Source organism: Janthinobacterium sp. UMAB-60 (assembly GCF_900095235.1).
Classification (GTDB): domain Bacteria; phylum Pseudomonadota; class Gammaproteobacteria; order Burkholderiales; family Burkholderiaceae_D; genus Janthinobacterium.
The window spans coordinates 77419-101364 of record NZ_LT607499.1; the positions used below are offsets into that span (position 1 = coordinate 77419).

The following is a 23946-nucleotide window of genomic DNA, read 5'->3' on the forward strand; positions in this document are numbered from 1 at the left end:
CAAGCGTCGCTGGTCGTCGCGCCCGCAGCCGACCTGGGGCGTTATTGCGTGGCGATGCGCTGCATGGGCGCGCTGTCCTTGCGCCATTGTTCCAGGCTGATCAGCTCACCGCTGACGATGTCGTCGACGAGGATGCGCTTGCCATCCTGGGAGACGACGAAACTCTCCCAGCGGTGCGCCGCGTCCGGCGTGTTTTCCACAAAGTTCAGGTCATAGTAAGGCTTGCCATCGATGAGACGCGCATCGGGCGACGTTTCCATCACGGCGCCATGGGCGCGGCCGCCCGATGCCTTTTCGATATGCGCCGACCAGGCCTTGATTTCCGGCAAAGCCATCAGCGCATCGACGGCGCGCGCGCTTTGCGCTTCGGCGGCCGTCTGGCCGCTCGCGCCAGGCGCATGGCCGCCCTGCGGCGCGGACTGCTGGTGCAGGTAAAAGGCGCCGAGTCCGGCGGCCAGCAAGCCGGCCAGGATGCCGGCGATGATGGTGGTTTTGGAAGAGGAGGCGCGTGGCTGCATGATGGTGGCGTGAGAAAGAGGGACGATGGCGGCCATGCTAAAGCAAAACGCGCAGGCGGGCAATCGCCGGGCTTGCCAACGGGCTTGCTAACGGGTTTGCCAAATGAATAGGCGAAAAAAAGCCACCTTCCGTAGAAGATGGCTTTCGGGGCCGCCGGGCAGGGGCACGCAGCTTTTGGTCTGCCTGTCCCGTCCCGGCGTGTGCGGCCGCGCGCGCCGTCGCCTGCGCACGGAGCCGCCGGGGTTACATCATGCCGTCCATGCCGCCCATGCCGCCCATACCACCCATGCCGCCGCCCATGCCGCCGCCTGCTTTGTCGTCAGCGATTTCGCAGACCATGCAGTCGGTTGTCAGCATCAGCGAAGCGATCGAAGCGGCGTTTTGCAGCGCCGAACGGGTCACTTTGGCTGGATCCAGGACGCCCATTTCCACCATGTCGCCATACGTGCCGTTGGCAGCGTTGTAGCCGTAGTTGCCCGTGCCAGCCAGTACGGCTGCCACGACGACCGAAGCTTCTTCGCCAGCGTTTTGCACGATCATGCGCAGTGGCTCTTCCATTGCGCGCAGGACGATCTTGATACCAGCGTCTTGATCAGGATTGTCGCCCTTGACCGTGATGTTGGCGCGTGCGCGCAGCAGGGCTACGCCGCCGCCTGGTACGATGCCTTCTTCCACGGCAGCGCGGGTCGCGTGCAGTGCATCTTCAACGCGGGCTTTTTTCTCTTTCATTTCGACTTCGGTGGCTGCGCCAACCTTGATCACGGCAACGCCGCCAGCCAGTTTGGCGACGCGCTCTTGCAGTTTTTCACGGTCGTAGTCCGAGGTCGCTTCTTCGATCTGTACACGCACTTGTTTCACGCGTGCTTCGATCGAGGCAGCTTCGCCGGCGCCATCGATGACGATGGTGTTTTCTTTGCCGACTTCGATGCGTTTCGCCTGGCCCAGTTCGGCCAGGGTCACTTTTTCCAGGGTCAGGCCGACTTCTTCAGCGATGACCTGGCCGCCCGTCAGGACAGCGATGTCTTCCAGCATGGCTTTGCGGCGGTCGCCGAAGCCAGGTGCTTTCACTGCGCACGTTTTCAGGATGCCGCGGATGTTGTTCACAACCAGGGTGGCCAGCGCTTCGCCTTCGATGTCTTCTGCGATGATCAGCAGTGGACGGCCAGCTTTGGCGACTTGTTCCAGTACCGGCAGCAGGTCACGGATGTTCGAGATTTTCTTGTCGCACAGCAGGACGAATGGGCTGTCCAGTACGGCAACTTGCTTCTCTGGGTTGTTGATGAAGTATGGCGACAGGTAGCCGCGGTCGAACTGCATACCTTCAACGATGTCCAGCTCGTCGTTCAGCGACTTGCCGTCTTCTACCGTGATCACGCCTTCTTTGCCGACTTTTTCCATCGCTTCAGCGATACGCTCGCCGATCGAGTAGTCCGAGTTCGCCGAGATCGCGCCAACCTGGGCGATTTCTTTGGTCGTGGTGCAAGGACGGGCGATTTTCGCCAGTTCTTCGACGGTCGCAGCAACTGCTTTGTCGATACCGCGCTTCAGGTCCATCGGGTTCATGCCGGCGGCAACGAACTTCATGCCTTCGCGTACGATGGCTTGGGCCAGCACGGTGGCGGTGGTGGTGCCGTCGCCGGCGTTGTCGCTGGTGCGGGAAGCAACTTCCTTGACCATTTGCGCGCCCATGTTCATGAGCTTGTCTTTGAGTTCAACTTCTTTCGCTACCGAAACACCATCCTTGGTGACGGTAGGGGCGCCGAACGAGCGCTCCAGTACGACGTTGCGGCCTTTCGGGCCCAGCGTTACTTTGACTGCGTTGGCGAGGATATTGACGCCTTCGACCATCTTGGCGCGCGCTGCGTCGCCGAATACTACTTCTTTAGCTGCCATGTTCAATTCTCCTGAGTTTCGGGATGTATCTGTCTACAACGTGGAAACAATTACTTGACGACGATCGCCATGATGTCTTCTTCGCGCATGACCAGCAGCTCATCGCCGTCAACTTTGACGGTTTGGCCGGCGTACTTGCCGAACAGGACGCGGTCGCCCACTTTGACATCCAGAGGACGGACTTTGCCGTCGTCGAGAATCTTGCCATTGCCTACGGCAAGGACTTCGCCTTGATCCGGTTTTTCAGCGGCTGCATCAGGAATGATGAGGCCGGACGCAGTTTTGGTTTCCTGGTCGAGGCGTTTGACGATGACGCGATCGTTCAATGGGCGCAGATTCATACAAAACTCCTTAAAGTTCAATGGATAAGTGTTGCTAAATGAATACATGTCCGGCACAGCGCCAGACGTGCTTTCAGTGACCGCCGTTGAAAGCAGCCCGCAACGGTCAAGCAAACCCCGGGTCATCTTGTTCTTGCCTGTCTGCGGCAGTGGTGCATCGCGGCGTCGCCCGCCGCGTAGCGTTCCCTGCAGTGGTCTGGCAAGTACCATCAGTCCTGAGGATTGCTACGAAAGAGTTTGTTAGCACTCTCTACTAACGAGTGCTAATTATAGGGACGGTGTGGTGCTAATTCAAGTAGCGCATAAAGATAGATGGTCTGCAGAGCCTGCATCTGCACTGGGTTTGCGCCAGCGCAAGTCGCGTTCCCGGGCGTCAGCAACAGCAGCGACTCTAGCATGCCGTACGAATGGGGGGCGTTCCTGTACGCGCAGGAAACAGAGTTTTACTATGGAATTTGATAAGATGATTGCAATTGCATATCAATATCGCCACTTGCTCCAGAAAGAACGCCATGCCATTTCCTGTTTCCCGTCCCGTGCTGCGCCTGCTGGGCGCTACCGTCGTCGGCCTTGCCTGCCTGGGCAATGTCGCCGCGCAAACGCCCACCATTGTCGACGAGATCACCGTGGCCACCCTCACGCCGCTGGAAAAGGACATGCTGCTCAATGACCTGTTCAACGACCTCAACAAGGATGACGACGACCAGCAAGCCCATGTGTGGGACAACGGCGCCGACAACGGCGTGCTGGTGAAAGTCGCGTATAACTTCAGCAACTCCGGCATGACGGAACACAGCCTGAAGGCGCACGTCTGTCGCGACCTGAAATTCGTCGTCACGGCGGCAGGCAAGTCGCAAGACCTGAGCCGCCGCACCTGTTCGCAGAACAGCGGCCGCTGGGATGTGCAGGGCAAGGACCCGGCCGCCGTCGTGTATCCGCCTTTCCTGTCCGACGTGACCATCGTCAAGCTCAATGCCAAGGAAAAACAAGCCTTGCTGACGGCCGCCGTGCGTACCTTGAAAGATGAAGAGGATGGCAAGACGCGCCAGTGGAGCAACAAGGGCCTGGGCAATGCGGCGCCGCTGGCAGTGCGCCTGACGCCCTCGCGGACGGACGCCAAACCTGGCAGCTACCGCCGTACTTGCCGCGACTTGACGATGGTGCTTGACGGCAAGGGCGGACAACAGACGCTGACGCGCCGCTCTTGCGAAAACCGCTATGGCGGACTCGATATCGAAGCCGATTACGTCGACGAGTAAAACGCGGTCATCGCGGCGCTGGCGGATGCGTGCAGATGGCGAAAAGCGCCAGAAAAAGCGTGTATTGTCCGCCAACTGCCCTGCATTGATGTAAATATGTGTGACAGCGGCGTGATTCGATTGACGCCCATGGAGCGTCCGCCCTATAGTGGCGGGATGATTTCCGAATTCAACGAATTATCCGACAAAATAGGCCTGCTGGCCGAAATGACCCATGCGCTGCGCCGTGAAAACGCGCAACTGCGCAAGGACAATGCCGCGCTGGCCGCCGAGAACGCCCTGTATGTACAACGCATGCGCGAGGCGCAGGAGCGGGTGGAAGCGTTGCTGGAAAAAATTCCCGAACTGGTGCAAGCTGGCCTGGAGCAAGCCGCTTCGGAAGCGGGCGCTTATATTGCCGAGAACGAGAAGGAAGCGTAATGCCGCGTGTCGATGTCAATATCATGGGCCAGTCCTACAGCATGGTGTGTCGCGACGGCGAAGAGCGCGCGCTGCGCGAAGCGGCGATCTATCTCGACAGCAAAATGAAAGCCATCCGCGACGCGGGCAAGGTCAAGGGCAACGACCGCATCGCCGTGCTGGCCGCACTGGGCGTGGCCGCGGAATTCCTCTCCGTGAAGTCGCCGCAAGGTCCGCTGTCGGAATTGACGATCCTCGAAGTGAAGCAGAAAATCTCGGCCATGCACACTGTGCTCGACAGCGCACTGACGCCCCAGGAAAACCTTTTTTAGGCGTGCACGCGACGATTTGTCTTTGCGATGCGCGAGCAAAGGAGTAAACTTGGGTCTACCCTGCGGTGTTCGCGATTGCCATATATTCCTTGAACCATTTATGCGCATCGGTTGCGAATTTTGTTTGATGGGAGTGAGCGTCGCTCGTTCGACGAACCCGAAATTGAACTAACGTGACCACCTTGAACCGTTTGGTTCGGGATGCCGGCATAGCGGCACAGGCGGGGCCTAATTTGCATTGCATTTGTAAGTACAACTAAGTACAACTGAAAACGGTTGCCGCATCCTGCGCAACCGTTTTTTTACGTCTGTCGCTTTCACACGGAGTCTGCATGAAACAATACTGGCTGATGAAATCCGAACCCGATGAAGTGAGCATCGACGACCTGATGGCGGCGCCCGATCACACCATGCCGTGGTTCGGCGTGCGCAACTACCAGGCGCGCAACTTCATGCGCGATGGCATGCGGCCGGGCGATGGCGTGCTGTTTTATCATTCGAGCTGCCCGCAGCCGGGCGTGGCGGGCGTGGCCGAAGTGGCCAGCGGCGCGTATCCCGATCACAGCCAGTTTGAAGAAGGTGGCAAGTATTTCGATGCCAAGGCCACGCCTGAACAGCCGCGCTGGATCAGTGTCGACGTGCGCGGCGTGAAGAAGACGGCGCTGCTGCCCCTGTCCGAGATGCGCCAGATGCCGGAACTGGAAGACATGCTGCTGTTGAAGAAGGGCAGCCGTTTGTCCATCACGCCGGTGACGCCGGCGCAATGGAAGGTGATTACAAGTAAGTTGCAGGCTTAACTGTTCATCAGGCTGCGCGCGCCTTGGTGGGCGGCGTGCCCATCACCTGGCTTTTATACGCCCACACCAGCAGCGCGATGGCGCCGACGATCATCGGCAGCGACAGCATCTGGCCCGACGTGATCGGCACGCCCAGCCAGACGACTTCCCAGTCCGGCGTGCGGAAGTATTCCGTGAAGAAGCGCGCGCAGCCGTACAACAGGGTGAACATGGCGCCCACGGCCATGCGCGGGCGCTGCTTGCGCGCATACAGCCACAGGATGATGAACACCAAAATACCGTCGATCAGCATCTGGTAGATCGGCGACGGATGCACGGGATACGGAATGCCTGGCCACTGCATGGCCCACGGCAGGGTGTCCGGCGCGATGCGGCCCGGCAGTTCGGCATTGATGAAGTTGCCCAGGCGGCCGGCCGCATAACCGAGCGGCACCAGCGGGGCGATGAAGTCGAGCACGTCGAACAGGTTGCGGCCCGCCTTGCGGCTCCACAGATACATGGCCAGGATGACGCCGAGGAAGCCGCCATGGAAGGACATGCCGCCATGCCAGACCATGAAGATCTCGAGCGGATTGTGCATGAAGTATTCGGGGCGGTAGAACAGCACTTCGCCCAGGCGCCCGCCGATCACCACGCCCAGCATGCCGTAGAACAGCATGTCATCGAGGTCTTCCTTCTTCCAGCCCAGCACGGCGATGTGCGGCTGCTTGATGCGCACTCTGCCCAGGATAATGAACAGGGCAAAGGCCAGCACATACATCAGGCCGTACCAGTGCACGGCGAGCGGGCCGATCTGGATGGCTATCGGGTCGGGCATCGGGTGTATCAGCATGGGGTTTCTTTCTTTGTTTAAAGCCAAGGTTGCGTAGTATGGGGGCGCTTGCGGGTTTTTGCCTTAGCGGCCACTTAATTTAATCGGCGGTCGCGCTGAGTTGCTTGCGCAGCAGCGCCAGGAAACCCTGCAGCACGGCGGACGGATTGTCGCGGCGCCAGGCCAGGCCCGTTTCCACCAGCGGCGTGGCGTCCTGCAACGGCCTGTATTCTACGCCCGGGCGCATCAGATTCGATACCGATTGTGGCACAAGCGCGATGCCCATGCCAGCCGAGACGAGGCTGACGATGGTTTGCATCTGGATCGCTTCCTGGCCGATCTGCGGCGTGATGCCGGCCGCGCGGAATACGCCAAGGATCGCGTCGTGCAGGGCGGGCGATATCGCGCGCGGGAAGATGATCAAAGGCAGGGGCGGCAGGTCGCGCAGGCGCACGGGGCCCGGCGTATTTAATATGTCGAGGCCGGACGGCGCGGCCAGCACCAGCGGCTCGGCCAGCACGGGCAGGTAATCGAGTTCTCCCTTCGCCTTTTCGGGCAGGGGCGGGATCAACAGGCCCGCATCCGTGCGCCCGGCCAGCAATTCATCGAGCTGCAAGTCGGAGGTGGCTTCCTGCAGCGCGATCTGCACCTGCGGATAGGCGGTCTGGTAAGCGCGCAGCAGGGGCGGCAGCACGCTGTAGTCGGCCGAGGAGACAAACGCCAGGCTCAGACGCCCCGCCTCGCCCTGCGCGGCCCGCCGTACCAGCGCGGGCAAATCGAGCGCCTGCGCCAGCAGCCGGCGCGCCTCGGGCAGCAGGGCCGTGCCGGCCGGCGTCAGCTGCACCTCGCGCCGGGTGCGCACGAACAGCGGTGCGCCCAGCAGTTCTTCCAGCGCCATGATGGTTTGCGACAGCGGTGGCTGCGTCATGTGCAGGCGCGCGGCGGCGCGGCCGAAGTGCAATTCCTCGGCGACGGTGACAAAGTAGCGCAGCTGGCGCAGCTCAAGATTCATATGTGTTTCCATGCGGATTGATTGCTGTGATATGCAAAACGACTCACAGGCATGTGCATCATATATTTGACAGTGGGGCGCGCGCAAGGCAATCTGACGTACCCCCACTGCATGCAGGGTTTTGTTGAAAATCCGCGCAGTCAGGCATCAATCATCCTTGGAAGGACCCCATCATGCCGCAATACCGCTCCCGCACCACCACCCACGGCCGCAACATGGCTGGCGCCCGCGCCCTGTGGCGCGCCACCGGCATGAAGGATGGCGACTTCGACAAGCCGATCATCGCCGTCGTCAACTCGTTCACCCAGTTCGTGCCCGGTCACGTGCATCTGAAGGATCTGGGCCAGATGGTGGCGCGCGAAATCGAGGCGGCCGGCGGCGTGGCCAAGGAATTCAATACCATCGCCGTCGATGACGGCATCGCCATGGGCCACGGCGGCATGCTGTATTCGCTGCCCTCGCGCGACCTGATCGCCGACTCCGTCGAATACATGGTCAATGCCCACTGCGCCGACGCCATGGTCTGCATCTCGAACTGCGACAAGATCACGCCGGGCATGCTGATGGCCGCCATGCGCATCAACATCCCCGTCGTGTTTATTTCCGGCGGGCCGATGGAAGCGGGCAAGGTCGTCAAGGTGGTCAACGGCACGCAGAAGATCATCAAGCTCGATCTGGTCGACGCCATGATCAAGGCGGGCGACAGCAGCGTGTCCGACGCCGACGTGGCGGAAATCGAGCGTTCGGCCTGCCCGACCTGCGGTTCCTGCTCCGGCATGTTTACGGCCAACTCGATGAACTGTCTGACCGAAGCGCTGGGCCTGGCCCTGCCTGGCAACGGCACGATTCTGGCCACGCATTCAGACCGCCAGCAGCTGTTCCTGCGCGCGGGACGCCTGATCGTCGAACTGGCCAAGCGCCATTACGAGCAGGACGATTACTCGGTGCTGCCCCGTTCCATCGCCACCAAGGCGGCCTTCGAGAACGCCATGGCGCTCGACGTCTCCATGGGCGGCTCGACCAACACCGTGCTGCATTTGCTGGCCGCCGCGCACGAGGCGGAAGTGGAATTCACGATGGCCGACATCGACCGCATCTCGCGCAAGGTACCGTGCCTGTGCAAGGTCGCGCCGATGACCGACAAATACCATATCGAAGACGTGCACCGCGCGGGCGGCATCGTGGGCATCCTGGGCGAACTGGCGCGCGCCGGCCTCTTGAACACGACCTTGCCAACGATCCACGCGCCGACCCTGGCCGACGCCATCGCGCAAAACGACATCATGTGCACGGACAATCCGGCCGTGCATGAACTGTTCCGCGCCGCGCCGGGCGGCGTGCCGACGCAGACGGCGTTTTCGCAGTCGGAGCGTTTTGCCGCTGTCGACATGGACCGCGCCACCGGCTGCATCCGCGACAAGGCCCATGCGTACTCGCAGGATGGCGGCCTGGCCGTCCTGTACGGCAACCTGGCCGAAAAGGGCTGCATCGTCAAGACGGCCGGCGTCGATGAAAGCATCTTGAAATTCTCGGGCAAGGCGCGCGTGTTCGAAAGCCAGGATACCGCTGTTGCAGCGATTTTGGCCGATACCGTGCATGAGGGCGATGTCGTCATCATCCGCTACGAAGGCCCGAAAGGCGGCCCCGGCATGCAGGAAATGCTGTATCCGACCTCGTACATCAAATCGAAGGGCCTGGGCAAGGCGTGCGCGCTGTTCACGGACGGGCGCTTCTCGGGCGGTTCCTCGGGCCTGGTGATCGGCCACGCCTCGCCGGAAGCGGCCGAAGGCGGTGCCATCGGCCTGGTGGAAGAGGGCGACTTCATCGACATCGACATCCCCGAGCGCAGCATCAACCTGCGCGTCACGGATGCGCAGCTGGCCGCGCGCCGCGCCGCCATGGAAGCGAAGGGCGACGATGCCTGGCTGCCCGTCAACCGCGAGCGCTACGTGTCGCAGGCGCTGCAGGCGTATGCGGCGCTGACGACGTCGGCCGACCGCGGCGCCGTGCGCGACCTGTCGCAGCTGAAAAAGCAGAAACGCTGATTTGTTGTATATGTGCGACGGCCGGCCCCGTTTGACCGCACGGGGCCGCCTGTCGTTACATCGCCTTACAAACAACATGGTCAGATGCGCGCAGATGGGGCAGAATATGAGTGCCTAATCGCTACTACATTGCGTTACTACATTGAAACGCTTGATCTGGGCTCGTGGTGCATCTGCGGAAACACAGTAAAATGCCGCAGGAAGTAACTTTGGAGAAAAGACAATGAAACGTTTTATGTTGGTGAGTGTATTGACCGTATCGGCTCTGGCATCGCAAGCAGCATTGGCCAATCCGGACCTGGCGAAAGCAAAAAACTGCATGGCTTGCCACGCGGTGAGCACGAAACTGGTGGGTCCTGCGTATAAAGACGTGGCGGCCAAGTATGCCGGTCAAAAAGACGCGGAAGCCAAGCTCGTGGCGAAAGTCATGAAGGGCGGTTCCGGCACCTGGGGCGCGATCCCGATGCCAGCGAACCCGCAAGTGAGCGAGGCGGAAGCCCACACCTTGGTCAAATGGGTACTGGCACAGAAATAATCTGTGCCGCAGTACCAGCAATCAGCGCGCCGGCAATCCCGGCGCATTTTTTTTGCCCGTTGTCTTTTGCAGATTACCCATGCCCTGCAATGTCGCCCGCACCGCCTCGTCGAGCGGCGTATGCGGCTCTTGCCCCAGCACGGCCAGCAGCCGCGCATTCTCCATGCGCAAGGGCGTTTGCCACAGATAGCGCATCTCGCGCATTTCGCGCAGGGTCGCCACGAACGGCGACGCCAGCGCCACCAGCCACCACGGAAAGCGCCGGATGGCCGGAGGCGTGCCTGTGGCCTGTGCCACCACGCGGGCAATCGCCCCCGTCATTTGCCGGCCGTCGTGGTCCCAGTGGCCGGCCATGTGAAAGCGGGAGAACGCGGGCAAGGTGGCGCGCATGGCCAGCAATTGCAGCATCGTGCGCGCCACGTCCGGCAGGTAGGACCACTGGTGGCCCACGCCGGGCGCGCCCGGATACAGGATGCTGCGCACCGGCCGGCCCGCCTTGACGAGGCCCTGCGAAAACCAGTTGTTGCCGGCGCGGGGGCCGAAGAAGTCGCCCGCGCGCACGATCAGCACGCGCGCGCCCTGCGTGCTGGCCCGTTCCAGCCGCGCTTCCAGTTCCACGCGGATGGCGCCCTTGCGCGTCTGCGGGTGCTGCGGCGCCTCTTCCGTCAGCACGGGAAAGGCGTCGGGGCCAAAGTTGTACACGGTGCCGGGCAGCACGATGGTGGCGCCTTCGGCCATCGCCGCGGCGATGGTGTTGTCGAGCATGGGCAGCACCAGCCGGCCCCAGTGGCGGTAGCCGGGCGGATTGACGGCGTGCACGATGACGGCGCAGCCTTTGGCGGCCGCCAGCACGTCCGCGCGCGACAGCGCGTCGCCGCGCAGCCATTCAATGCCGTCGCCGCGTGGCGATGGCGTTGCTCCCCGCGTCAAGGCGCGCACCTGCCAGCCCGCCGCCAATAGCTGGCGCAGCATCTCGCCGCCGATGCCGCCTGTCGCGCCCAGTACCAAAACTGTTTTCGTGTTTTCCATCATGGCCTCCGAGTGGTTGATGGCGCCAGTATCTGCCGCGCGAGGCTAATTGGGAATTGACGAACATCGAGTACAAGCTATACATTTATGCATGACTACCTCGATTGCCTGGGAATACTATCGTTCGCTGCTGGCTGTGCTGAAACACGGCTCGCTGTCCGGCGCGGCCCGCGCGCTGGGCATCACGCAGCCCACCGTCGGCCGGCATATCGCCGCTCTGGAACAGGCACTGGGTGCGATCCTGTTTACGCGCTCCCAGCAGGGCTTGCTGCCCACGGAAGTGGCGCTGGCGCTGCGGCCCCATGCGGAGACCATGGAGCACACTGCCGCCCTGATGCAGCGCGCCGCCAGCAGCCTGGGGCAGGGCGTGACCGGCGTCGTGCGCATCGCGGCCAGCGAAGTGGTGGGCGTGGAAGTGCTGCCGACTATACTGGCCCGCCTGCGCGTACGCCATCCGGGCTTGACCATCGAATTGGTATTGAGCAACAAGGTGCAGGATTTGCTGCGCCGGGAGGCGGACATCGCCGTGCGCATGCTGCGCCCGCGTCAGGAGCAGCTGGTGGCGCGCAAGGTGGGCGAGATCGAACTGGGCTTGCACGCGCACGCGGATTACCTGGCGCGCCATGGCACGCCAGCCGCATTGCTTGACTTAGCGCAACACACCATCATCGGCTACGACGAAGCGAGTCCCTTCGTGCGCAACGCGGGCGCGGCCTTTCAGGGATTTTCGCGGGACAACTTTGCCTGGCGCAGCGACAGCGACCTGGCGCAACTGGCCCTGATACGCGCGGGCGCCGGCATCGGCGTGTGCCAGGCGGGGCTGGCGGCGCGCGATCCGGCCCTGCGGCGCGTGTTGCCGCAAGCGTTTTCGCTGCCGATGGAAACCTGGGTCACCATGCATGAAGACTTGCGCGGCAGCCTGCGCTGCCGCGCCACCTTCGACGCGCTGGCCGAAGGTTTACGCGCTTACGTTGCCAGCCAATCGCTTACTTGATGACTTCCATCTTGGTTTTCTTGCCATCCCGATAGGTGAACAAAGTCAGCGCGCCATCCTTGATGTCGCCGTTGGCATCGAACGAGATCGGGCCTGTCACGCCCTGGTAGTGCACCTTGGCCAGGAATGGCAGGTAGACGGACGGTTTCGACGATTTGGCGTCGGCCATGGCGGTGGCCATGGTCATCACGGCATCGTAGACGTACGGTGCGTACAGCTGCACTTCCATATTGTATTTCTGCTTGTAGCGGGCGCGGAAATCGTCCATGCCTTTTTGCTGCGCGCCCGTCACGCCGCCCGCTTCCGCGCAGGTGACCATGTCTTCGCCCACGGCGTCGCCGGCCAGCTTGCCCAGCGGCTCCGTGCACAAGCCGTCGCCGCCCATGAACTTGGCCTTGATGCCCAGCGCCTTCATCTGGCGCAGCATGGGGCCGCCCACGGAATCCATGCCGCCAAAGAAGATCAGGTCGGGATTTTTTGACTTGATGCTGGTCAAAATGGCATTGAAGTCGGTCGCGTTGGCATTGGTAAATTCCTTGCCGACGATTTGCACGCCAGGCGCCGCCTTCTTGGCGCCCTTGACGAACTGTTCCGCCACGCCCTGGCCGTAGGCCGTACGGTCATCGATGACGGCGATTTTCTTCGCTTGCAGCTTGCCCACGGCATACGCGCCCAAAGTGCCCCCCAGCTTGTTGTCATTGGCCACCACGCGGAAGGCCGTGTTGAATTTTTGCTGGGTGTAGGTCGGGTTGGTGGCGGCCGGCGAAATCTGCGGAATGCCTGCATTGAAGTAAATGCGCGAGGCGGGAATCGTCGTGCCCGAGTTCAGGTGGCCGACCACGCCGTTGACCTTGGCGTCGACGAGCTTTTGCGCCACGGCCGTGCCCTGCTTGGGATCGGCCGCGTCATCTTCGGGCACCAGCACGAATTTGACGACTTTGCCATCGATCTTGAAGCCTTTGGCGTTCAAATCCTCGATGGCCATCTTGGCCGCGTTTTCGTTATCCTTGCCCAGGTGGGAGCTGGCGCCAGAGACCGGGGCGACGTGGCCTATCTTGATGATTTCCTGCGCGCCCGCATGACCGGCAAAAGCGAGGGCGAGGGCGAGAGGAAGGACTTTGGTCTTGAGCAGCATAAACATTCTCCAATGGATAAAGATACGGCGGCGTCTCGTGAAACCGCTTCGAATGGCGGTACGTGTGAAGAACGGTACAACAAAAAACAGACGGCGCAAAGCCGCATTTGGGGCTTTTTGCATTTTGTCGCAACAATCACCAAAGTGAGGCGCGATGCACCGGTTTCGCAGGCGCGAGCGCACCAAAGAATGGCGTTGGAGGAAAGAATAGGGTAGGTCGGGTAGGTCGGGTTAGGGGTAGGTCGGGTTAGCGCGCAGCGCGTAACCCGACATTGCGCGGCATGCTCATAACCCAACGGCAAGGACTGGGGTCGGACCCTCAGGGTCCGACCCCGGCAATTCGCTGTTAGGGGTAAAAGTGGCTTGATTACTGTGCCGGCGGATGCAGATGCCCGAGCTCATGGCTCACCGCATGCGCCACGATCTGTTCCAGCGACTGCTGCAAGTCTGCGCGCAGGGCGCCGCGCATGCCGATCAGGGCGTTTTGCAGGGCCGTCTGCAGGACGTGGGCGATGCGTTCTTCCAGCAGATGGTCGATCTTGCCCTGCACCTGGTGCAGGATGCGCTGCGTCAGCCGCTGTTCGATGGCGTCCCAGTCGGGCTGCGCCACCGCTGGCGGCAATGCCGGCGGTGCCGGTACAGCAGGCTCTGCCGGGATGGCGGGAGCTAATTCCGGCCCCAGCAGCACCTCCGTCAGCAGGGGAATGCCCTGGTCGAATGGCGGCTGGTTCATGCTTTACCCGCCACGAAATGCGTCGGCTGCACGTCTTGCTGGCGGTAGTGCAGGAAGCGCTGGCGGCCCGCCTGCGCATCTTGCTCATCCATGGAGACGATCTCGAACACGCGCTGGAACTGCGCATAGTTGGGCGGCGGCAGCTGCGACAGGTTGACGAGGATGTCGTGGTGCGGCAGCTCGGCCGCCGCGTCATCGGTCAGGATGATGGGCGTTTGCGCCGCCAGCGGGTCGCCGGCCAGCACGTGCGGCAGGAAATCCGTGGCGGAAATGGTCCACATGGCGCTGTTCAAGGCGTCGAGCTGGGCGCCATCTTGCGCCAGCACGACGACCTTGTTGCCGGCCATGTAGGCTTTGCGCACCAGGCGGCAGGCGTAAGCCAGCTTGTCCGGCACGTTGCTGTGAAAATCGACGCGCGTCATGTCGCCTTTCAAGCTGCCATGCCGCTGTGGCGCAGCAGGGCGTCGATCGACGGTTCGCGGCCACGGAAGGCCGTGAACGATTCCAGCGCCGGGCGCGAGCCGCCAACGGACAGGATTTCCTGCAGGTAGCGCTTGCCCGCCGCCGTCGTGGCGGCCGGTCCCAGCGCCCTGGCTTCTTCAAACGCCGCATAGGCGTCGGCGGACAGCACCTCGGCCCATTTGTAGCTGTAGTAGCCAGCCGCGTAGCCGCCGGAGAAGATATGCCCGAAGGAATTCTGGAAGCGGTTGAAGGCGGGCGGGATGATCAGCGCGAATTTGGCGCGCACGCCGTCGATCAGCTGCTGCACGCTCTGGCCCGTGCCAGCATCGTAGTCATAGTGCAAATGCATGTCGAGCAAGGAAAATTCCACCTGGCGCAGGGTTTGCAAGCCGGACTGGAAATTTTTGGCCGCCAGCATCTTGTCGTACAGCGCGCGCGGCAGCGGCTCGCCCGTGACGGCATGCGCCGTCATGTGTTCGAGCACTTCCCATTCCCAGCAGAAGTTTTCCATGAATTGCGATGGCAGTTCCACGGCATCCCATTCGACGCCGGCAATGCCCGACACGCCCAGCTCGTCGACCACCGTCAGCATGTGGTGCAAGCCGTGGCCGAATTCGTGGAACAGGGTGATCACTTCGTCGTGCGTAAACAGCGCTGGCTGAACCTGGCCATCGACCACGGCCGGCTGCGTGAAATTGCAGGTCAGGTAGGCGATCGGCGTTTGCACGTGTTGCGCATCGGCGCGGCGGCCGCGCGCGTCGTCCATCCAGGCGCCGCCGCTCTTGCCCGCGCGCGCATACAGGTCCAGGTAGAACTGGCCGACCAGCTTGCCGTCGCGCTCGATGCGGTAAAAACGCACGTCCGGGTGCCAGACGGGCGCCGAGTCAAGCTTGATCTCGACCGTGAACAGGTTCTGGATCTGGCGGAACAGGCCGTCGATCACCTTGTGTTCAGGGAAATATTGTTTGACTTCCTGGGCCGAGAACGCGTAGCGGCGTTCCTGCAGTTTTTCGGAAGCGTACGGCACGTCCCACGCCTGCAGCTCGGCGATGCCCAGTTCTTCCTTGGCGAATTGCGTCAGTTCTGCCAGGTCTTTCTCGGCGAACGGACGGGCGCGTTGGGCCAGGTCTTCCAGGAAAGCGATGACTTGCGCGGGCGAGGTGGCCATTTTGGAGACCAGCGACACTTCGGCGAAATTGGCGTAGCCGAGCAGTTTTGCCTCTTCGTCGCGCAATTGCAACAAGGTGACGATATTCTGGGTATTGTCCCAGTCCTCTTTTTTGCTGAAGACCTCGCCCTGGTCCGACGCCTTGGTGGCGTTGGCGCGGTAGATGGTTTCGCGCAGTGCGCGCTGGTCGGCAAATTGCAGGATCGGGTAATACGACGGGAAGTGCAGCGAGAATTCGTACCCTTGCTTGCCCGCTTTTTCGGCGGCGGCGCGCGCGGCGGCCTTCACGTCGTCGGGCAGGCCGGCCAGGTCGCTTTCGTTCTCGACCAGCAACTTGTAGTCATTCGTGGCGTCGAGCACGTTTTCGGAAAAACGCGTCGAGACGGCAGCGTGCTCTTCCTGGATGGCGCCGAAGCGCTCTTTCTTGTCCTCGGGCAACTCGGCGCCGCCCAGGCGGAAGTCGCGCACGGCATTCTCGACGATGCGTTGGCGCGCTGGCGACAGGCTGGCGAAATCGGCGCGGGCCTGCAATTGCTTGTATTTGCCGAAGAGGATTTCGTTCTGGCCCAGTTCGGTCAAGAATTCCGTCACCTTGGGCTGGTTCGCATTGTAGGCGGCGCGCAGTTCGGGCGTATCGATCACGCTATTGAGGTGATTGACGATGCTCCAGGCGCGGCCCAGGGTTTCGGCGATCTGGTCCTGGGGCGCGACGAAGTTGTCCCAGCTCACTTCTTCCATGGGCGCTTCCAGCTGCGCCACCGTGGCGCGTGCCTGTTCCAGGAGGGTATCGATGGCGGGCGTGACATGCTCGTGCGTGATCGCGTCGAAGCGTGGCAGGCCGGAAAAATCAAGCAGGGGATTGGTATTCATCGTCGGTTCGTCCATTCTGTCTTCATATATGGAGCGCCTGAAAAACGTTCAGGGCAAGGCGCGGTGCCGAAGGCAGTACGAATAGTACGGCGAGGCACTGCAACGCAGCCATGGACGTTTTCTCAGGTGCTCCTCTTAAATGCGCTCGGCGGCTTCGACGGTGTTCATCAGCAACATCGTGATCGTCATCGGACCCACGCCACCCGGTACGGGGGTGATGTGGGAGGCGACTTCTTTCACGCCGGTAAAATCCACGTCGCCGCACAGCTTGCCGTCATCGTCGCGGTTCATGCCCACGTCGATGACGATGGCGCCCGGCTTGACCATGTCGGCCGTCAGGGTGTTGCGGCGGCCGACGGCGGCCACGACCACGTCCGCCTGGCGCGTGTACAGGCCCAGGTCCGCGGTCGCACTATGACAGATGGTGACGGTAGCGTTCGCTTGCAAGAGCAGCAGGGCCATCGGCTTGCCGACGGTGTTGCTGCGGCCGATGACGACGGCGTGCTTGCCGCGCAAGTCGACGCCCGTGCTTTCGATCAGTTTCATGCAGCCATATGGCGTGCACGGGCGGAAGCCGGGCAAGCCCGTCATCAGTTCGCCGGCGCTCAGCACGGAATAGCCATCCACGTCTTTCGTCGTGGAGATCGCTTCGATGACCTTGTGCGGGTTGATGTGCTTGGGCAAGGGCATTTGCACGAGGATGCCGTGGATGGCGGGGTCGGCGTTCAGGCTGGCGATGCGTGCCAGCAAGTCCGCTTCGGACAGGTCCGCTTCATATTTTTCCAGCACCGAGTGGAAACCCACGTCGCCGCACGCCTTGACCTTGTTGCGCACATACACCTGGCTGGCCGGGTCTTCGCCGACGAGTATCACGGCCAGGCCAGGCTGGGTGCCCTTGGCCGTGAGGGCGGCGGCGCGCGTGGCGATCTCGCTGCGCAGTTTTTGGGAGAGGGCGATTCCGTCGATCAGTTGTGCTGGCATGGTAGGGAGGCTGTGTGGGAGGGAAAAGACAGATTATAAAGCCGGCCGGCGCAAAGGGGCGGTTTTGGCGTAACAACAGCGGGCCAGAGACGCGAGCCTGAGAAAATGCCGATGGCGGCGTTGCAGCTCCTTGCCCTCGACATTTTTCAGGCCCGCTTGGCCCGGTTGCCTGTGCGGACGACTGGGGCGTTAATGCGTTTTGCTGGTGTGCTGGTGGCCTAGGGAGCGCAAGGGCCTGCGGTTTTTTTGGCGCCGTTTTTGGCACTTTGATCACCCTAATTTCCGGGCAGAATTTGCGGCACTGCAGCATAAATTTCATAGGGTGTTTTCACAATATGAAATGCTATATCGTAATTTGAAAAATACTAAATACGCTGTTAGAATCCCCACACTAAACCGACTTAATAGTAAATAATCAGCGAAATACCGTCCGACAGCGATCCGGAAAATCGGGGTGGGGCGTTCACAAAGGAGACTCAACAGATGTCAGCTCAACTGAACCAGGTAACGACACAGATCGGCACCGACCCGGATATGCAGGAAACCAAGGAGTGGCTGGACGCGCTCGAAGCCGTGCTGGAAAACGAAGGTCCGGAACGCGCGCATTACCTGATGGAGCGCATGGTTGACCTGGCCCGCCGCCGTGGCGCCCAGATCCCGTTCTCCAGCACCACCGCCTACGTCAATACCATCCCCACCAAGCAAGAAGCACACTGCCCAGGCAACCTGGAATACGAAGAGCGCCTGCGCTCGTGGATGCGCTGGAACGCCATGGCCATGGTGGTCAAGGCCAACCGCGCCGACGGCGACCTGGGCGGCCACTTGTCCTCGTTCGCTTCGCTGGCGAACATGCTGGGCATCGGTTTCAACCACTTCTGGCACGCGCCAACGGCCGACCATGGCGGCGACCTGCTGTACATCCAGGGCCACTCCTCGCCCGGCGTCTACGCGCGCGCCTTCCTCGAAGGCCGCCTCTCCGAAGAGCAGATGCTGAACTTCCGCAAGGAAGTCGACGGCAAGGGCCTGTCCTCGTACCCGCATCCGAAGCTGATGCCGGACTTCTGGCAGTTCCCGACCGTGTCGATGGGCCTGGGCCCGCACATGGCGATCTACCAGGCGCGCTTCCTGAAGTACCTGCACGCACGCGGCATCGCCAAGACCGACAACCGCAAGATCTGGGCCTTCTGCGGCGATGGCGAGATGGACGAGCCGGAATCCCTGGGCGCGATCGGCCTGGCCGCACGCGACATGCTCGACAACCTGGTCATCGTGGTCAACTGCAACCTGCAGCGCCTGGACGGCCCTGTGCGCGGCAATACCAAGATCATCCAGGAACTCGAAGGCGAATTCCGTGGCGCCGGCTGGAACGTCGTCAAGGTCATCTGGGGTCCGGGCTGGGACGCCCTGCTGGCACAGGACAAGGAAGGCATCCTGCAGCGCGTGATGATGGAAACCGTCGACGGCGAATACCAGAACTACAAGGCCAAGGACGGCGCCTACGTGCGCAAGCACTTCTTCGGCAAGCATCCGAAGCTGCTGGAAATGGTTGCCAACATGACCGACGACGACATCTGGCGCCTGACCCGTGGCGGCCACGATCCGCACAAGATCTACGCGGCCTTCAAGATCGCCCAGGAACACAAGGGCCAGCCGACCGTCCTGCTGGTGAAAACCATCAAGGGCTACGGCATGGGCAAGTCCGGCGAAGCGCGCAACACGGCGCACCAGACGAAAAAACTCGACGACGAAGCCATCCGCGAAATGCGCGACCGCTTCTCGCTGCCTATCCCTGACGACAAGCTGGCCGACATCCCGTTCTTCAAGCCTGCCGATGACGCGCCGGAAATGGTCTACCTGCACGAGCGCCGCAAGGCCCTCGGTGGCTACCTGCCGCAGCGCCGCCAGAAGTCGGAAGAAACCCTGCCCGTGCCTGGCCTGGACGCGTTCAAGAACGTGCTGGAAGCGACGCCGGAAGGCCGTGAAATCTCGACCACGCAAGCGTTCGTGCGCGTCATTTCGACCCTGCTGAAAGACCCGAACCTGGGCCAGCGCGTGGTGCCTATCCTGGTAGATGAATCGCGTACCTTCGGCATGGAAGGCCTGTTCCGCCAGATCGGCATCTACAACCCGAAAGGCCAGTTGTACGAGCCGGTCGACAAAGACCAGGTCATGTACTACCGCGAAGACAAGGCCGGCCAGATCCTGCAAGAGGGCATCAACGAAGCGGGCGGCATGAGCTCGTGGATCGCCGCGGCGACGTCGTATTCGACCAACGACCGCATCATGATCCCGTTCTACACCTTCTACTCGATGTTCGGCTTCCAGCGCATCGGCGACCAGGTATGGGCTTCGGCCGACATGCGCGCCCGCGGCTTCCTGATGGGCGGCACGGCCGGCCGCACGACCTTGAACGGCGAAGGCTTGCAGCACGAAGATGGCCACAGCCATATCTTCGCCGCGACCATCCCGACCTGCATGCCATACGATCCGACCTTCAGCCATGAAGTCGCCGTCATCATCCAGGACGGCTTGCGCCGCATGATCGCCAACCAGGAAGATGTGTTCTACTACATCACGATCATGAACGAGAACTACGCCCAGCCAGGCATCAAGCCAGGCCAGGAAGAAGGCATCCTGAAAGGCATGTACAAGCTGCAGGAAGGCCAGGCTGACGCCAAGCTGCGCGTACAACTGATCGGTTGCGGCACCATCCTGCGCGAATCGATCTTCGCCGCCGAATTGTTGCAAAACGACTGGGGCGTGGCTGCGGACGTGTGGTCGGCGCCGTCGCTGACCCTGGTGGCCCGCGATGGCCAGGATGCGGAACGCTGGAACATGGTCAACCCGTCGAAACAGCAGCGCGTGCCGTACGTGACGTCGCTGTTGCAGGACACGGATGGCCCGATCGTCGCCACGACCGACTACATGCGCGCATTTGCAGAACAGATCCGCGCCTTCATGCCGAAGGGCCGCACCTACAAAGTGCTCGGTACCGATGGCTTTGGCCGCTCGGACAGCCGCGCCAAGCTGCGCGAGTTCTTCGAAGTGAACCGTTATTATGTCACCGTGGCCGCGCTCAAATCGCTGGCTGACGAAGGCAAGATCGACGTGTCGGTGGTGGAGCAGGCGATCGCCAAGTACGGCATCGACGCGAACAAACCGAATCCGGTGACCCAGTAATCGTTGTGCGGATCCGATGATGCCAGGGCGGTGCGAAAGCGCCGCCCTGGCGTGTGTGCGGGTCCATCTGACAAATAAAATAACGGAGCAAGCTATGAGCATTGTGGAAGTCAAAGTCCCGGATATCGGCGATTTCAAGGAAGTCGAGATCATTGAACTGATGGTCAAGCCGGGCGACACGGTCAAGGTCGACCAGTCCCTCATTACCGTCGAATCGGACAAGGCCAGCATGGAAATTCCATCGAGCCACGCCGGTGTCGTCAAGGAATTGAAAGTCAACGTGGGCGACAAGATCGCCGAAGGTTCGCTGGTGCTGCTGCTGGAAGTGGCGGACGACGCCTCGGTCCCGGTATCGGCACCTGCGCCAGCCGCCGCTGCGCCTGCACCGGCAGCCGCGCCAGTTGTTGAAGCAGCACCTGCCGCCGCCCCTGCGCCAGCCGCTGGCGGTCTGGTCGAAGTGACCGTGCCCGATATCGGCGACTTCAAGGAAGTCGAAGTCATCGAACTGATGGTCAAGGTCGGTGACACGATCGCCGTCGAGCAGTCGCTGCTGACGGTCGAATCGGACAAGGCCAGCATGGAAATCCCATCGAGCCACGCCGGTATCGTCAAGGAATTGAAGGTCAAGGTTGGCGACAAGGTTGCCAAGGGTAGTCTGGTACTGGTGGTGGAAACGACCGGCAGCGCCGCTGCTGCCGCTGCTGCACCGGCCGCCGCGCCTGCCCCGGCCGCGCCAGCCGCCGCCGCGCCAGCCGCCGCCGTCGCTTCGGCGCCGGTCGCCGCTGCCCCGGCACCTGCCGCCGCGCCTGCCGCAAATGGCAAGCTGGCGCACGCGTCGCCTTCGATCCGCAAGTTCGCGCGCGAACTGGGCGTGGAGCTGGCGCTGGTCGGCGGTTCCGGTCCGAAGGGCCGCATCACCCAGGAAGACGTGCAGAATTTCGTCAAGGGCGTGATGTCGGGCGCCGTTGCCGCGCCAAATGCTCCAGCCGCTGCCAAAGGCGGTTCCGGCGTGGGCCTGGATCTGCTGCCATGGCCGTCGCTGGACTTCAGCAAATTCGGCACGACCGAATTGCTGCCGCTGTCGCGCATCAAGAAAATCTCGGGCCCGAATTTGCACCGCAACTGGGTCATGATCCCGCACGTCACGCAGTTCGACGAAGCGGACGTGACGGACCTGGAAGCGTTCCGCGTCGACACCAACGCGGCCAACGCGAAGAACAAGGATGCGGCCAAGCTGACCATGCTGGCCTTCGTCATCAAGGCCTCCGTCGCCGCGCTGAAAAAATTCCCCGCGTTTAACGCCTCGCTCGACGCCAAGGGCGAGAACCTGATCCTCAAGCAGTACTACAACATCGGCTTCGCGGCCGACACGCCGAATGGCCTGGTGGTGCCCGTGATCAAGGGCGCGGACCAGAAGTCGGTCTCGCAGATCGCCCGCGAAATGACGGAATTATCGCTGCAGGCGCGCGAAGGCAAGCTGAAACCGGCCGACATGCAGGGCGCCAGCTTCACGATTTCGTCCCTGGGCGGCATCGGCGGCACGCACTTCACGCCTATCGTGAATGCGCCGGAAGTGGCGATCCTGGGTCTGTCGAAAGCGTCGATCAAGCCGGTATGGGATGGCAAGGCCTTCCAGCCACGTTTGATGATGGGCACTTCGCTGTCCTACGACCACCGCGTGGTCGATGGCGCGATGGGCGCGCGATTCTCCGTGTACCTCGGCGAAGTCCTGGCCGACATGCGCAAAATTCTGCTGTAAGGAGCGATTGATGAGCACAGTAGAGGTAAAAGTACCGAATATCGGCGACTTCAAGGAAGTCGAAGTCATCGAACTGATGGTCAAGGTGGGCGACACCATCAAGGTGGACCAGTCCCTGATCACGGTCGAATCGGACAAGGCCAGCATGGAGATTCCATCGACCCACGCGGGCGTGGTCAAGGAAGTCAAGGTCAAGGTCGGCGACAAGATCGCCGAAGGCAGCGCGCTGCTGGTGCTGGAATCGACTGAAGGCGCCGCTGCTCCCGCAGCTGCGCCAGCGGCCGCTCCTGCGCCTGCCGCAGCCGCTCCGGCAGCCGCTGCGGCCGTTGCCGCCATCCCGGCCGGTAATTACAGCGGCCAGGTCGACATCGATGTCGACATGATGGTGCTGGGCGGCGGTCCTGGCGGTTATTCGGCGGCGTTCCGCGCGGCCGACCTGGGCCTGAGCACCGTCATCGTCGAGCGCTACGCCACCCTGGGCGGCGTGTGCCTGAACGTGGGCTGCATCCCGTCGAAGGCGCTGCTGCACGTGGCATCCGTCATCGATGAAACGGCGCACATGTCCAACACGGGCGTGACGTTTGCCAAGCCGACGATCGACATCGACCAGGTGCGCAAGTACAAGGAAGGCGTGATCTCGAACATGACGGGCGGTCTGGCCGGCATGGCCAAGGCGCGCAAGACGCAAGTGGTGACGGGCGTGGGCCAGTTCCTCTCCGCGAACCACATCGAAGTGACGGCAGGCGACGGCACGAAAAAAGTCGTGCAGTTCAAGCAGGCGATCATCGCCGCCGGTTCGTCCGTGGTGAAACTGCCCTTCGTGCCGGAAGACCCGCGCATCGTCGATTCGACGGGCGCGCTGGAATTGCGCCAGATCCCGAAACGCATGCTGGTCATCGGCGGCGGCATCATCGGCCTGGAAATGGCGACCGTTTACTCCACGTTCGGTGCGCGCATCGACGTGGTCGAAATGATGGATGGCCTGATGCAGGGCGCGGACCGCGACGCCGTCAAGGTGTGGCAGAAGTTCAATGAAAAGCGCTTCGACAACATCATGACCAAGACCAAGACGGTCGCGGTGGAAGCGCTGCCGGAAGGCATCAAGGTCACGTTCGAAGCGGCCGAAGCGGGTGCCACGGCACCGGCGCCGCAAATCTATGACCTGGTGCTCGTCGCCGTGGGCCGCAGCCCGAATGGCAAGAAGCTGGCCGCCGACAAGGCCGGCGTGACTGTCACCGACCGCGGCTTCATCAACGTCGACAGCCAGATGCGCACCAACGTGCCGAACATCTTCGCCATCGGCGATCTGGTCGGCCAGCCGATGCTGGCGCACAAGGCCGTGCATGAAGCCCACGTGGCAGCGGAAGCCGCCGCCGGCCAGAAGTCGCACTTCGACGTCAAGGTGATCCCGTCGGTCGCCTACACGGACCCGGAAGTGGCATGGGCCGGCATCACGGAAGATGAAGCGAAAGCCAAGGGCATCAAGGTCGAGAAGGGCCACTTCCCTTGGGCAGCTTCCGGCCGCGCCGTGGCCAACGGCCGCGCCGAAGGCTTCACCAAGCTGCTGTTCGATGCGGAAACGCACCGCATCATCGGTGGCACCATCGTCGGCACGCATGCGGGCGACATGATCGGTGAAATCGCGCTGGCCATCGAAATGGGCTGCGACGGCACCGACATCGGCAAGACCAT

At 62.1% G+C, this 23946-nt stretch carries 21 protein-coding genes and 1 other RNA gene; 11 read left to right on the forward strand and 11 right to left on the reverse strand.

Annotation, left to right across the window (positions count from 1 at the left end; translation table 11 throughout):
• Nucleotides 1–41: 41 nt before the first annotated feature.
• The 3 genes from K0F86_RS23865 to groES form a co-directional block, all read right to left on the reverse strand.
• The gene (locus K0F86_RS23865) at nt 42–554 is read right to left on the reverse strand and encodes a hypothetical protein (RefSeq protein ID WP_257572331.1); all 513 of its coding nucleotides are present in this window, start codon (nt 552–554) and stop codon (nt 42–44) included.
• A 208-nt stretch (nt 555–762) separates the two neighbouring features.
• The gene (gene groL, locus K0F86_RS23870) at nt 763–2412 is read right to left on the reverse strand and encodes a chaperonin GroEL (RefSeq protein WP_010400981.1); all 1650 of its coding nucleotides are present in this window, start codon (nt 2410–2412) and stop codon (nt 763–765) included.
• A gap of 50 nt (nt 2413–2462) precedes the next feature.
• On the reverse strand, nt 2463–2753 hold the full coding sequence (gene groES, locus K0F86_RS23875) for a co-chaperone GroES (protein WP_010400979.1): 291 nt from the start codon (nt 2751–2753) through the stop codon (nt 2463–2465).
• Nucleotides 2754–3265: 512 nt separating this feature from the next.
• On the opposite strand from groES, the gene K0F86_RS23880 reads away from it, so the two are divergent.
• The 5 genes from K0F86_RS23880 (at nt 3266) to K0F86_RS23900 (ending at nt 5540) form a co-directional block, all read left to right on the forward strand.
• Nucleotides 3266–4012 (forward strand): hypothetical protein, encoded by a 747-nt coding sequence (locus K0F86_RS23880; protein ID WP_219136641.1) that lies wholly within the window; start codon nt 3266–3268, stop codon nt 4010–4012.
• A 129-nt stretch (nt 4013–4141) separates the two neighbouring features.
• Nucleotides 4142–4432, forward strand: a complete 291-nt coding sequence (locus tag K0F86_RS23885) for a DUF904 domain-containing protein (RefSeq protein ID WP_306594795.1) — start codon at nt 4142–4144, stop codon at nt 4430–4432.
• Nucleotides 4432–4743 (forward strand): cell division protein ZapA, encoded by a 312-nt coding sequence (locus tag K0F86_RS23890; RefSeq protein ID WP_034747344.1) that lies wholly within the window; start codon nt 4432–4434, stop codon nt 4741–4743. Before K0F86_RS23885 ends, K0F86_RS23890 begins: the two co-directional genes overlap by 1 nt.
• A gap of 54 nt (nt 4744–4797) precedes the next feature.
• Nucleotides 4798–4975: non-coding RNA, 6S RNA (gene ssrS / locus K0F86_RS23895), on the forward strand.
• A gap of 100 nt (nt 4976–5075) precedes the next feature.
• Complete coding sequence (locus K0F86_RS23900; protein WP_219136642.1) at nt 5076–5540, forward strand: EVE domain-containing protein; 465 nt, start codon at nt 5076–5078, stop codon at nt 5538–5540.
• Between the two features lie 7 nt (nt 5541–5547).
• Here K0F86_RS23900 and lgt read toward each other — a convergent pair whose 3' ends face one another.
• Nucleotides 5548–6372 (reverse strand): prolipoprotein diacylglyceryl transferase, encoded by an 825-nt coding sequence (gene lgt, locus K0F86_RS23905; RefSeq protein WP_219136643.1) that lies wholly within the window; start codon nt 6370–6372, stop codon nt 5548–5550.
• A gap of 79 nt (nt 6373–6451) precedes the next feature.
• Nucleotides 6452–7363 carry a LysR family transcriptional regulator gene (locus K0F86_RS23910; protein ID WP_219136644.1) on the reverse strand — a complete coding sequence of 304 codons (912 nt, stop codon included), beginning with the start codon at nt 7361–7363 and terminating at the stop codon, nt 6452–6454.
• 173 nt (nt 7364–7536) lie between these two features.
• On the opposite strand from K0F86_RS23910, the gene ilvD reads away from it, so the two are divergent.
• Together ilvD and K0F86_RS23920 are read left to right on the forward strand one after the other, a co-directional pair.
• Entirely contained in the window at nt 7537–9408 is a 1872-nt protein-coding gene (ilvD, locus tag K0F86_RS23915) for a dihydroxy-acid dehydratase (protein ID WP_219136645.1), read from the forward strand.
• 223 nt (nt 9409–9631) lie between these two features.
• Nucleotides 9632–9943, forward strand: a complete 312-nt coding sequence (locus tag K0F86_RS23920; RefSeq protein WP_092713693.1) for a c-type cytochrome — start codon at nt 9632–9634, stop codon at nt 9941–9943.
• A gap of 21 nt (nt 9944–9964) precedes the next feature.
• On the opposite strand, the gene K0F86_RS23925 is transcribed toward K0F86_RS23920, so the two are convergent.
• Nucleotides 9965–10972 (reverse strand): NAD-dependent epimerase/dehydratase family protein, encoded by a 1008-nt coding sequence (locus K0F86_RS23925; protein ID WP_219136646.1) that lies wholly within the window; start codon nt 10970–10972, stop codon nt 9965–9967.
• 91 nt (nt 10973–11063) lie between these two features.
• Between K0F86_RS23925 and K0F86_RS23930 the strand changes: the two genes are divergently transcribed.
• A complete protein-coding gene (locus K0F86_RS23930; RefSeq protein ID WP_219136647.1) occupies nt 11064–11966 on the forward strand; it encodes a LysR family transcriptional regulator in 903 nt (300 codons plus the stop codon).
• Here K0F86_RS23930 and K0F86_RS23935 read toward each other — a convergent pair.
• The 5 genes from K0F86_RS23935 to folD form a co-directional block, all read right to left on the reverse strand.
• Nucleotides 11959–13101: a branched-chain amino acid ABC transporter substrate-binding protein gene (locus K0F86_RS23935; protein ID WP_071075745.1), complete on the reverse strand. Its 1143-nt coding sequence runs from the start codon at nt 13099–13101 to the stop codon at nt 11959–11961. The two genes, K0F86_RS23930 and K0F86_RS23935, sit on opposite strands and share 8 nt — an antisense overlap.
• A gap of 367 nt (nt 13102–13468) precedes the next feature.
• Nucleotides 13469–13834, reverse strand: coding sequence for a hypothetical protein (locus K0F86_RS23940; RefSeq protein WP_219136648.1), 366 nt, complete (start codon nt 13832–13834; stop codon nt 13469–13471).
• Entirely contained in the window at nt 13831–14256 is a 426-nt protein-coding gene (locus K0F86_RS23945) for a DNA polymerase III subunit chi (protein ID WP_219136649.1), read from the reverse strand. Before K0F86_RS23945 ends, K0F86_RS23940 begins: the two co-directional genes overlap by 4 nt.
• An 8-nt stretch (nt 14257–14264) precedes the next feature.
• Nucleotides 14265–16349 (reverse strand): M3 family metallopeptidase, encoded by a 2085-nt coding sequence (locus tag K0F86_RS23950; RefSeq protein WP_374197318.1) that lies wholly within the window; start codon nt 16347–16349, stop codon nt 14265–14267.
• A 120-nt stretch (nt 16350–16469) separates the two neighbouring features.
• The gene (gene folD, locus K0F86_RS23955) at nt 16470–17315 is read right to left on the reverse strand and encodes a bifunctional methylenetetrahydrofolate dehydrogenase/methenyltetrahydrofolate cyclohydrolase FolD (protein ID WP_219136650.1); all 846 of its coding nucleotides are present in this window, start codon (nt 17313–17315) and stop codon (nt 16470–16472) included.
• 483 nt (nt 17316–17798) lie between these two features.
• On the opposite strand from folD, the gene aceE reads away from it, so the two are divergent.
• The 3 genes from aceE to lpdA all read left to right on the forward strand — a co-directional run.
• Entirely contained in the window at nt 17799–20495 is a 2697-nt protein-coding gene (aceE, locus tag K0F86_RS23960) for a pyruvate dehydrogenase (acetyl-transferring), homodimeric type (RefSeq protein WP_219136651.1), read from the forward strand.
• A gap of 94 nt (nt 20496–20589) precedes the next feature.
• Complete coding sequence (aceF, locus tag K0F86_RS23965; protein ID WP_219136652.1) at nt 20590–22254, forward strand: dihydrolipoyllysine-residue acetyltransferase; 1665 nt, start codon at nt 20590–20592, stop codon at nt 22252–22254.
• Between the two features lie 10 nt (nt 22255–22264).
• Nucleotides 22265–23946 (forward strand): dihydrolipoyl dehydrogenase (lpdA, locus tag K0F86_RS23970; RefSeq protein ID WP_219136653.1); only part of this gene is annotated, 1682 nt, incomplete at its 3' end.

Coding starts and splice junctions, on each gene's coding strand:
- K0F86_RS23865 (WP_257572331.1), bottom strand. CDS start 554: ATGGCCGCCATCGTCCCTCTTTCTCACGCCACCATCATGCAGCCACGC.
- K0F86_RS23935 (WP_071075745.1), bottom strand. CDS start 13,101: ATGCTGCTCAAGACCAAAGTCCTTCCTCTCGCCCTCGCCCTCGCTTTT.
- K0F86_RS23890 (WP_034747344.1), top strand. CDS start 4,432: ATGCCGCGTGTCGATGTCAATATCATGGGCCAGTCCTACAGCATGGTG.
- K0F86_RS23885 (WP_306594795.1), top strand. CDS start 4,142: ATGGAGCGTCCGCCCTATAGTGGCGGGATGATTTCCGAATTCAACGAA.
- K0F86_RS23930 (WP_219136647.1), top strand. CDS start 11,064: ATGACTACCTCGATTGCCTGGGAATACTATCGTTCGCTGCTGGCTGTG.
- K0F86_RS23950 (WP_374197318.1), bottom strand. CDS start 16,349: ATGGACGAACCGACGATGAATACCAATCCCCTGCTTGATTTTTCCGGC.
- lgt (WP_219136643.1), bottom strand. CDS start 6,372: ATGCTGATACACCCGATGCCCGACCCGATAGCCATCCAGATCGGCCCG.
- folD (WP_219136650.1), bottom strand. CDS start 17,315: ATGCCAGCACAACTGATCGACGGAATCGCCCTCTCCCAAAAACTGCGC.
- K0F86_RS23880 (WP_219136641.1), top strand. CDS start 3,266: ATGCCATTTCCTGTTTCCCGTCCCGTGCTGCGCCTGCTGGGCGCTACC.
- K0F86_RS23910 (WP_219136644.1), bottom strand. CDS start 7,363: ATGAATCTTGAGCTGCGCCAGCTGCGCTACTTTGTCACCGTCGCCGAG.
- K0F86_RS23900 (WP_219136642.1), top strand. CDS start 5,076: ATGAAACAATACTGGCTGATGAAATCCGAACCCGATGAAGTGAGCATC.
- ilvD (WP_219136645.1), top strand. CDS start 7,537: ATGCCGCAATACCGCTCCCGCACCACCACCCACGGCCGCAACATGGCT.
- aceF (WP_219136652.1), top strand. CDS start 20,590: ATGAGCATTGTGGAAGTCAAAGTCCCGGATATCGGCGATTTCAAGGAA.
- K0F86_RS23940 (WP_219136648.1), bottom strand. CDS start 13,834: ATGAACCAGCCGCCATTCGACCAGGGCATTCCCCTGCTGACGGAGGTG.
- K0F86_RS23920 (WP_092713693.1), top strand. CDS start 9,632: ATGAAACGTTTTATGTTGGTGAGTGTATTGACCGTATCGGCTCTGGCA.
- groES (WP_010400979.1), bottom strand. CDS start 2,753: ATGAATCTGCGCCCATTGAACGATCGCGTCATCGTCAAACGCCTCGAC.
- K0F86_RS23925 (WP_219136646.1), bottom strand. CDS start 10,972: ATGGAAAACACGAAAACAGTTTTGGTACTGGGCGCGACAGGCGGCATC.
- aceE (WP_219136651.1), top strand. CDS start 17,799: ATGTCAGCTCAACTGAACCAGGTAACGACACAGATCGGCACCGACCCG.
- K0F86_RS23945 (WP_219136649.1), bottom strand. CDS start 14,256: ATGACGCGCGTCGATTTTCACAGCAACGTGCCGGACAAGCTGGCTTAC.
- groL (WP_010400981.1), bottom strand. CDS start 2,412: ATGGCAGCTAAAGAAGTAGTATTCGGCGACGCAGCGCGCGCCAAGATG.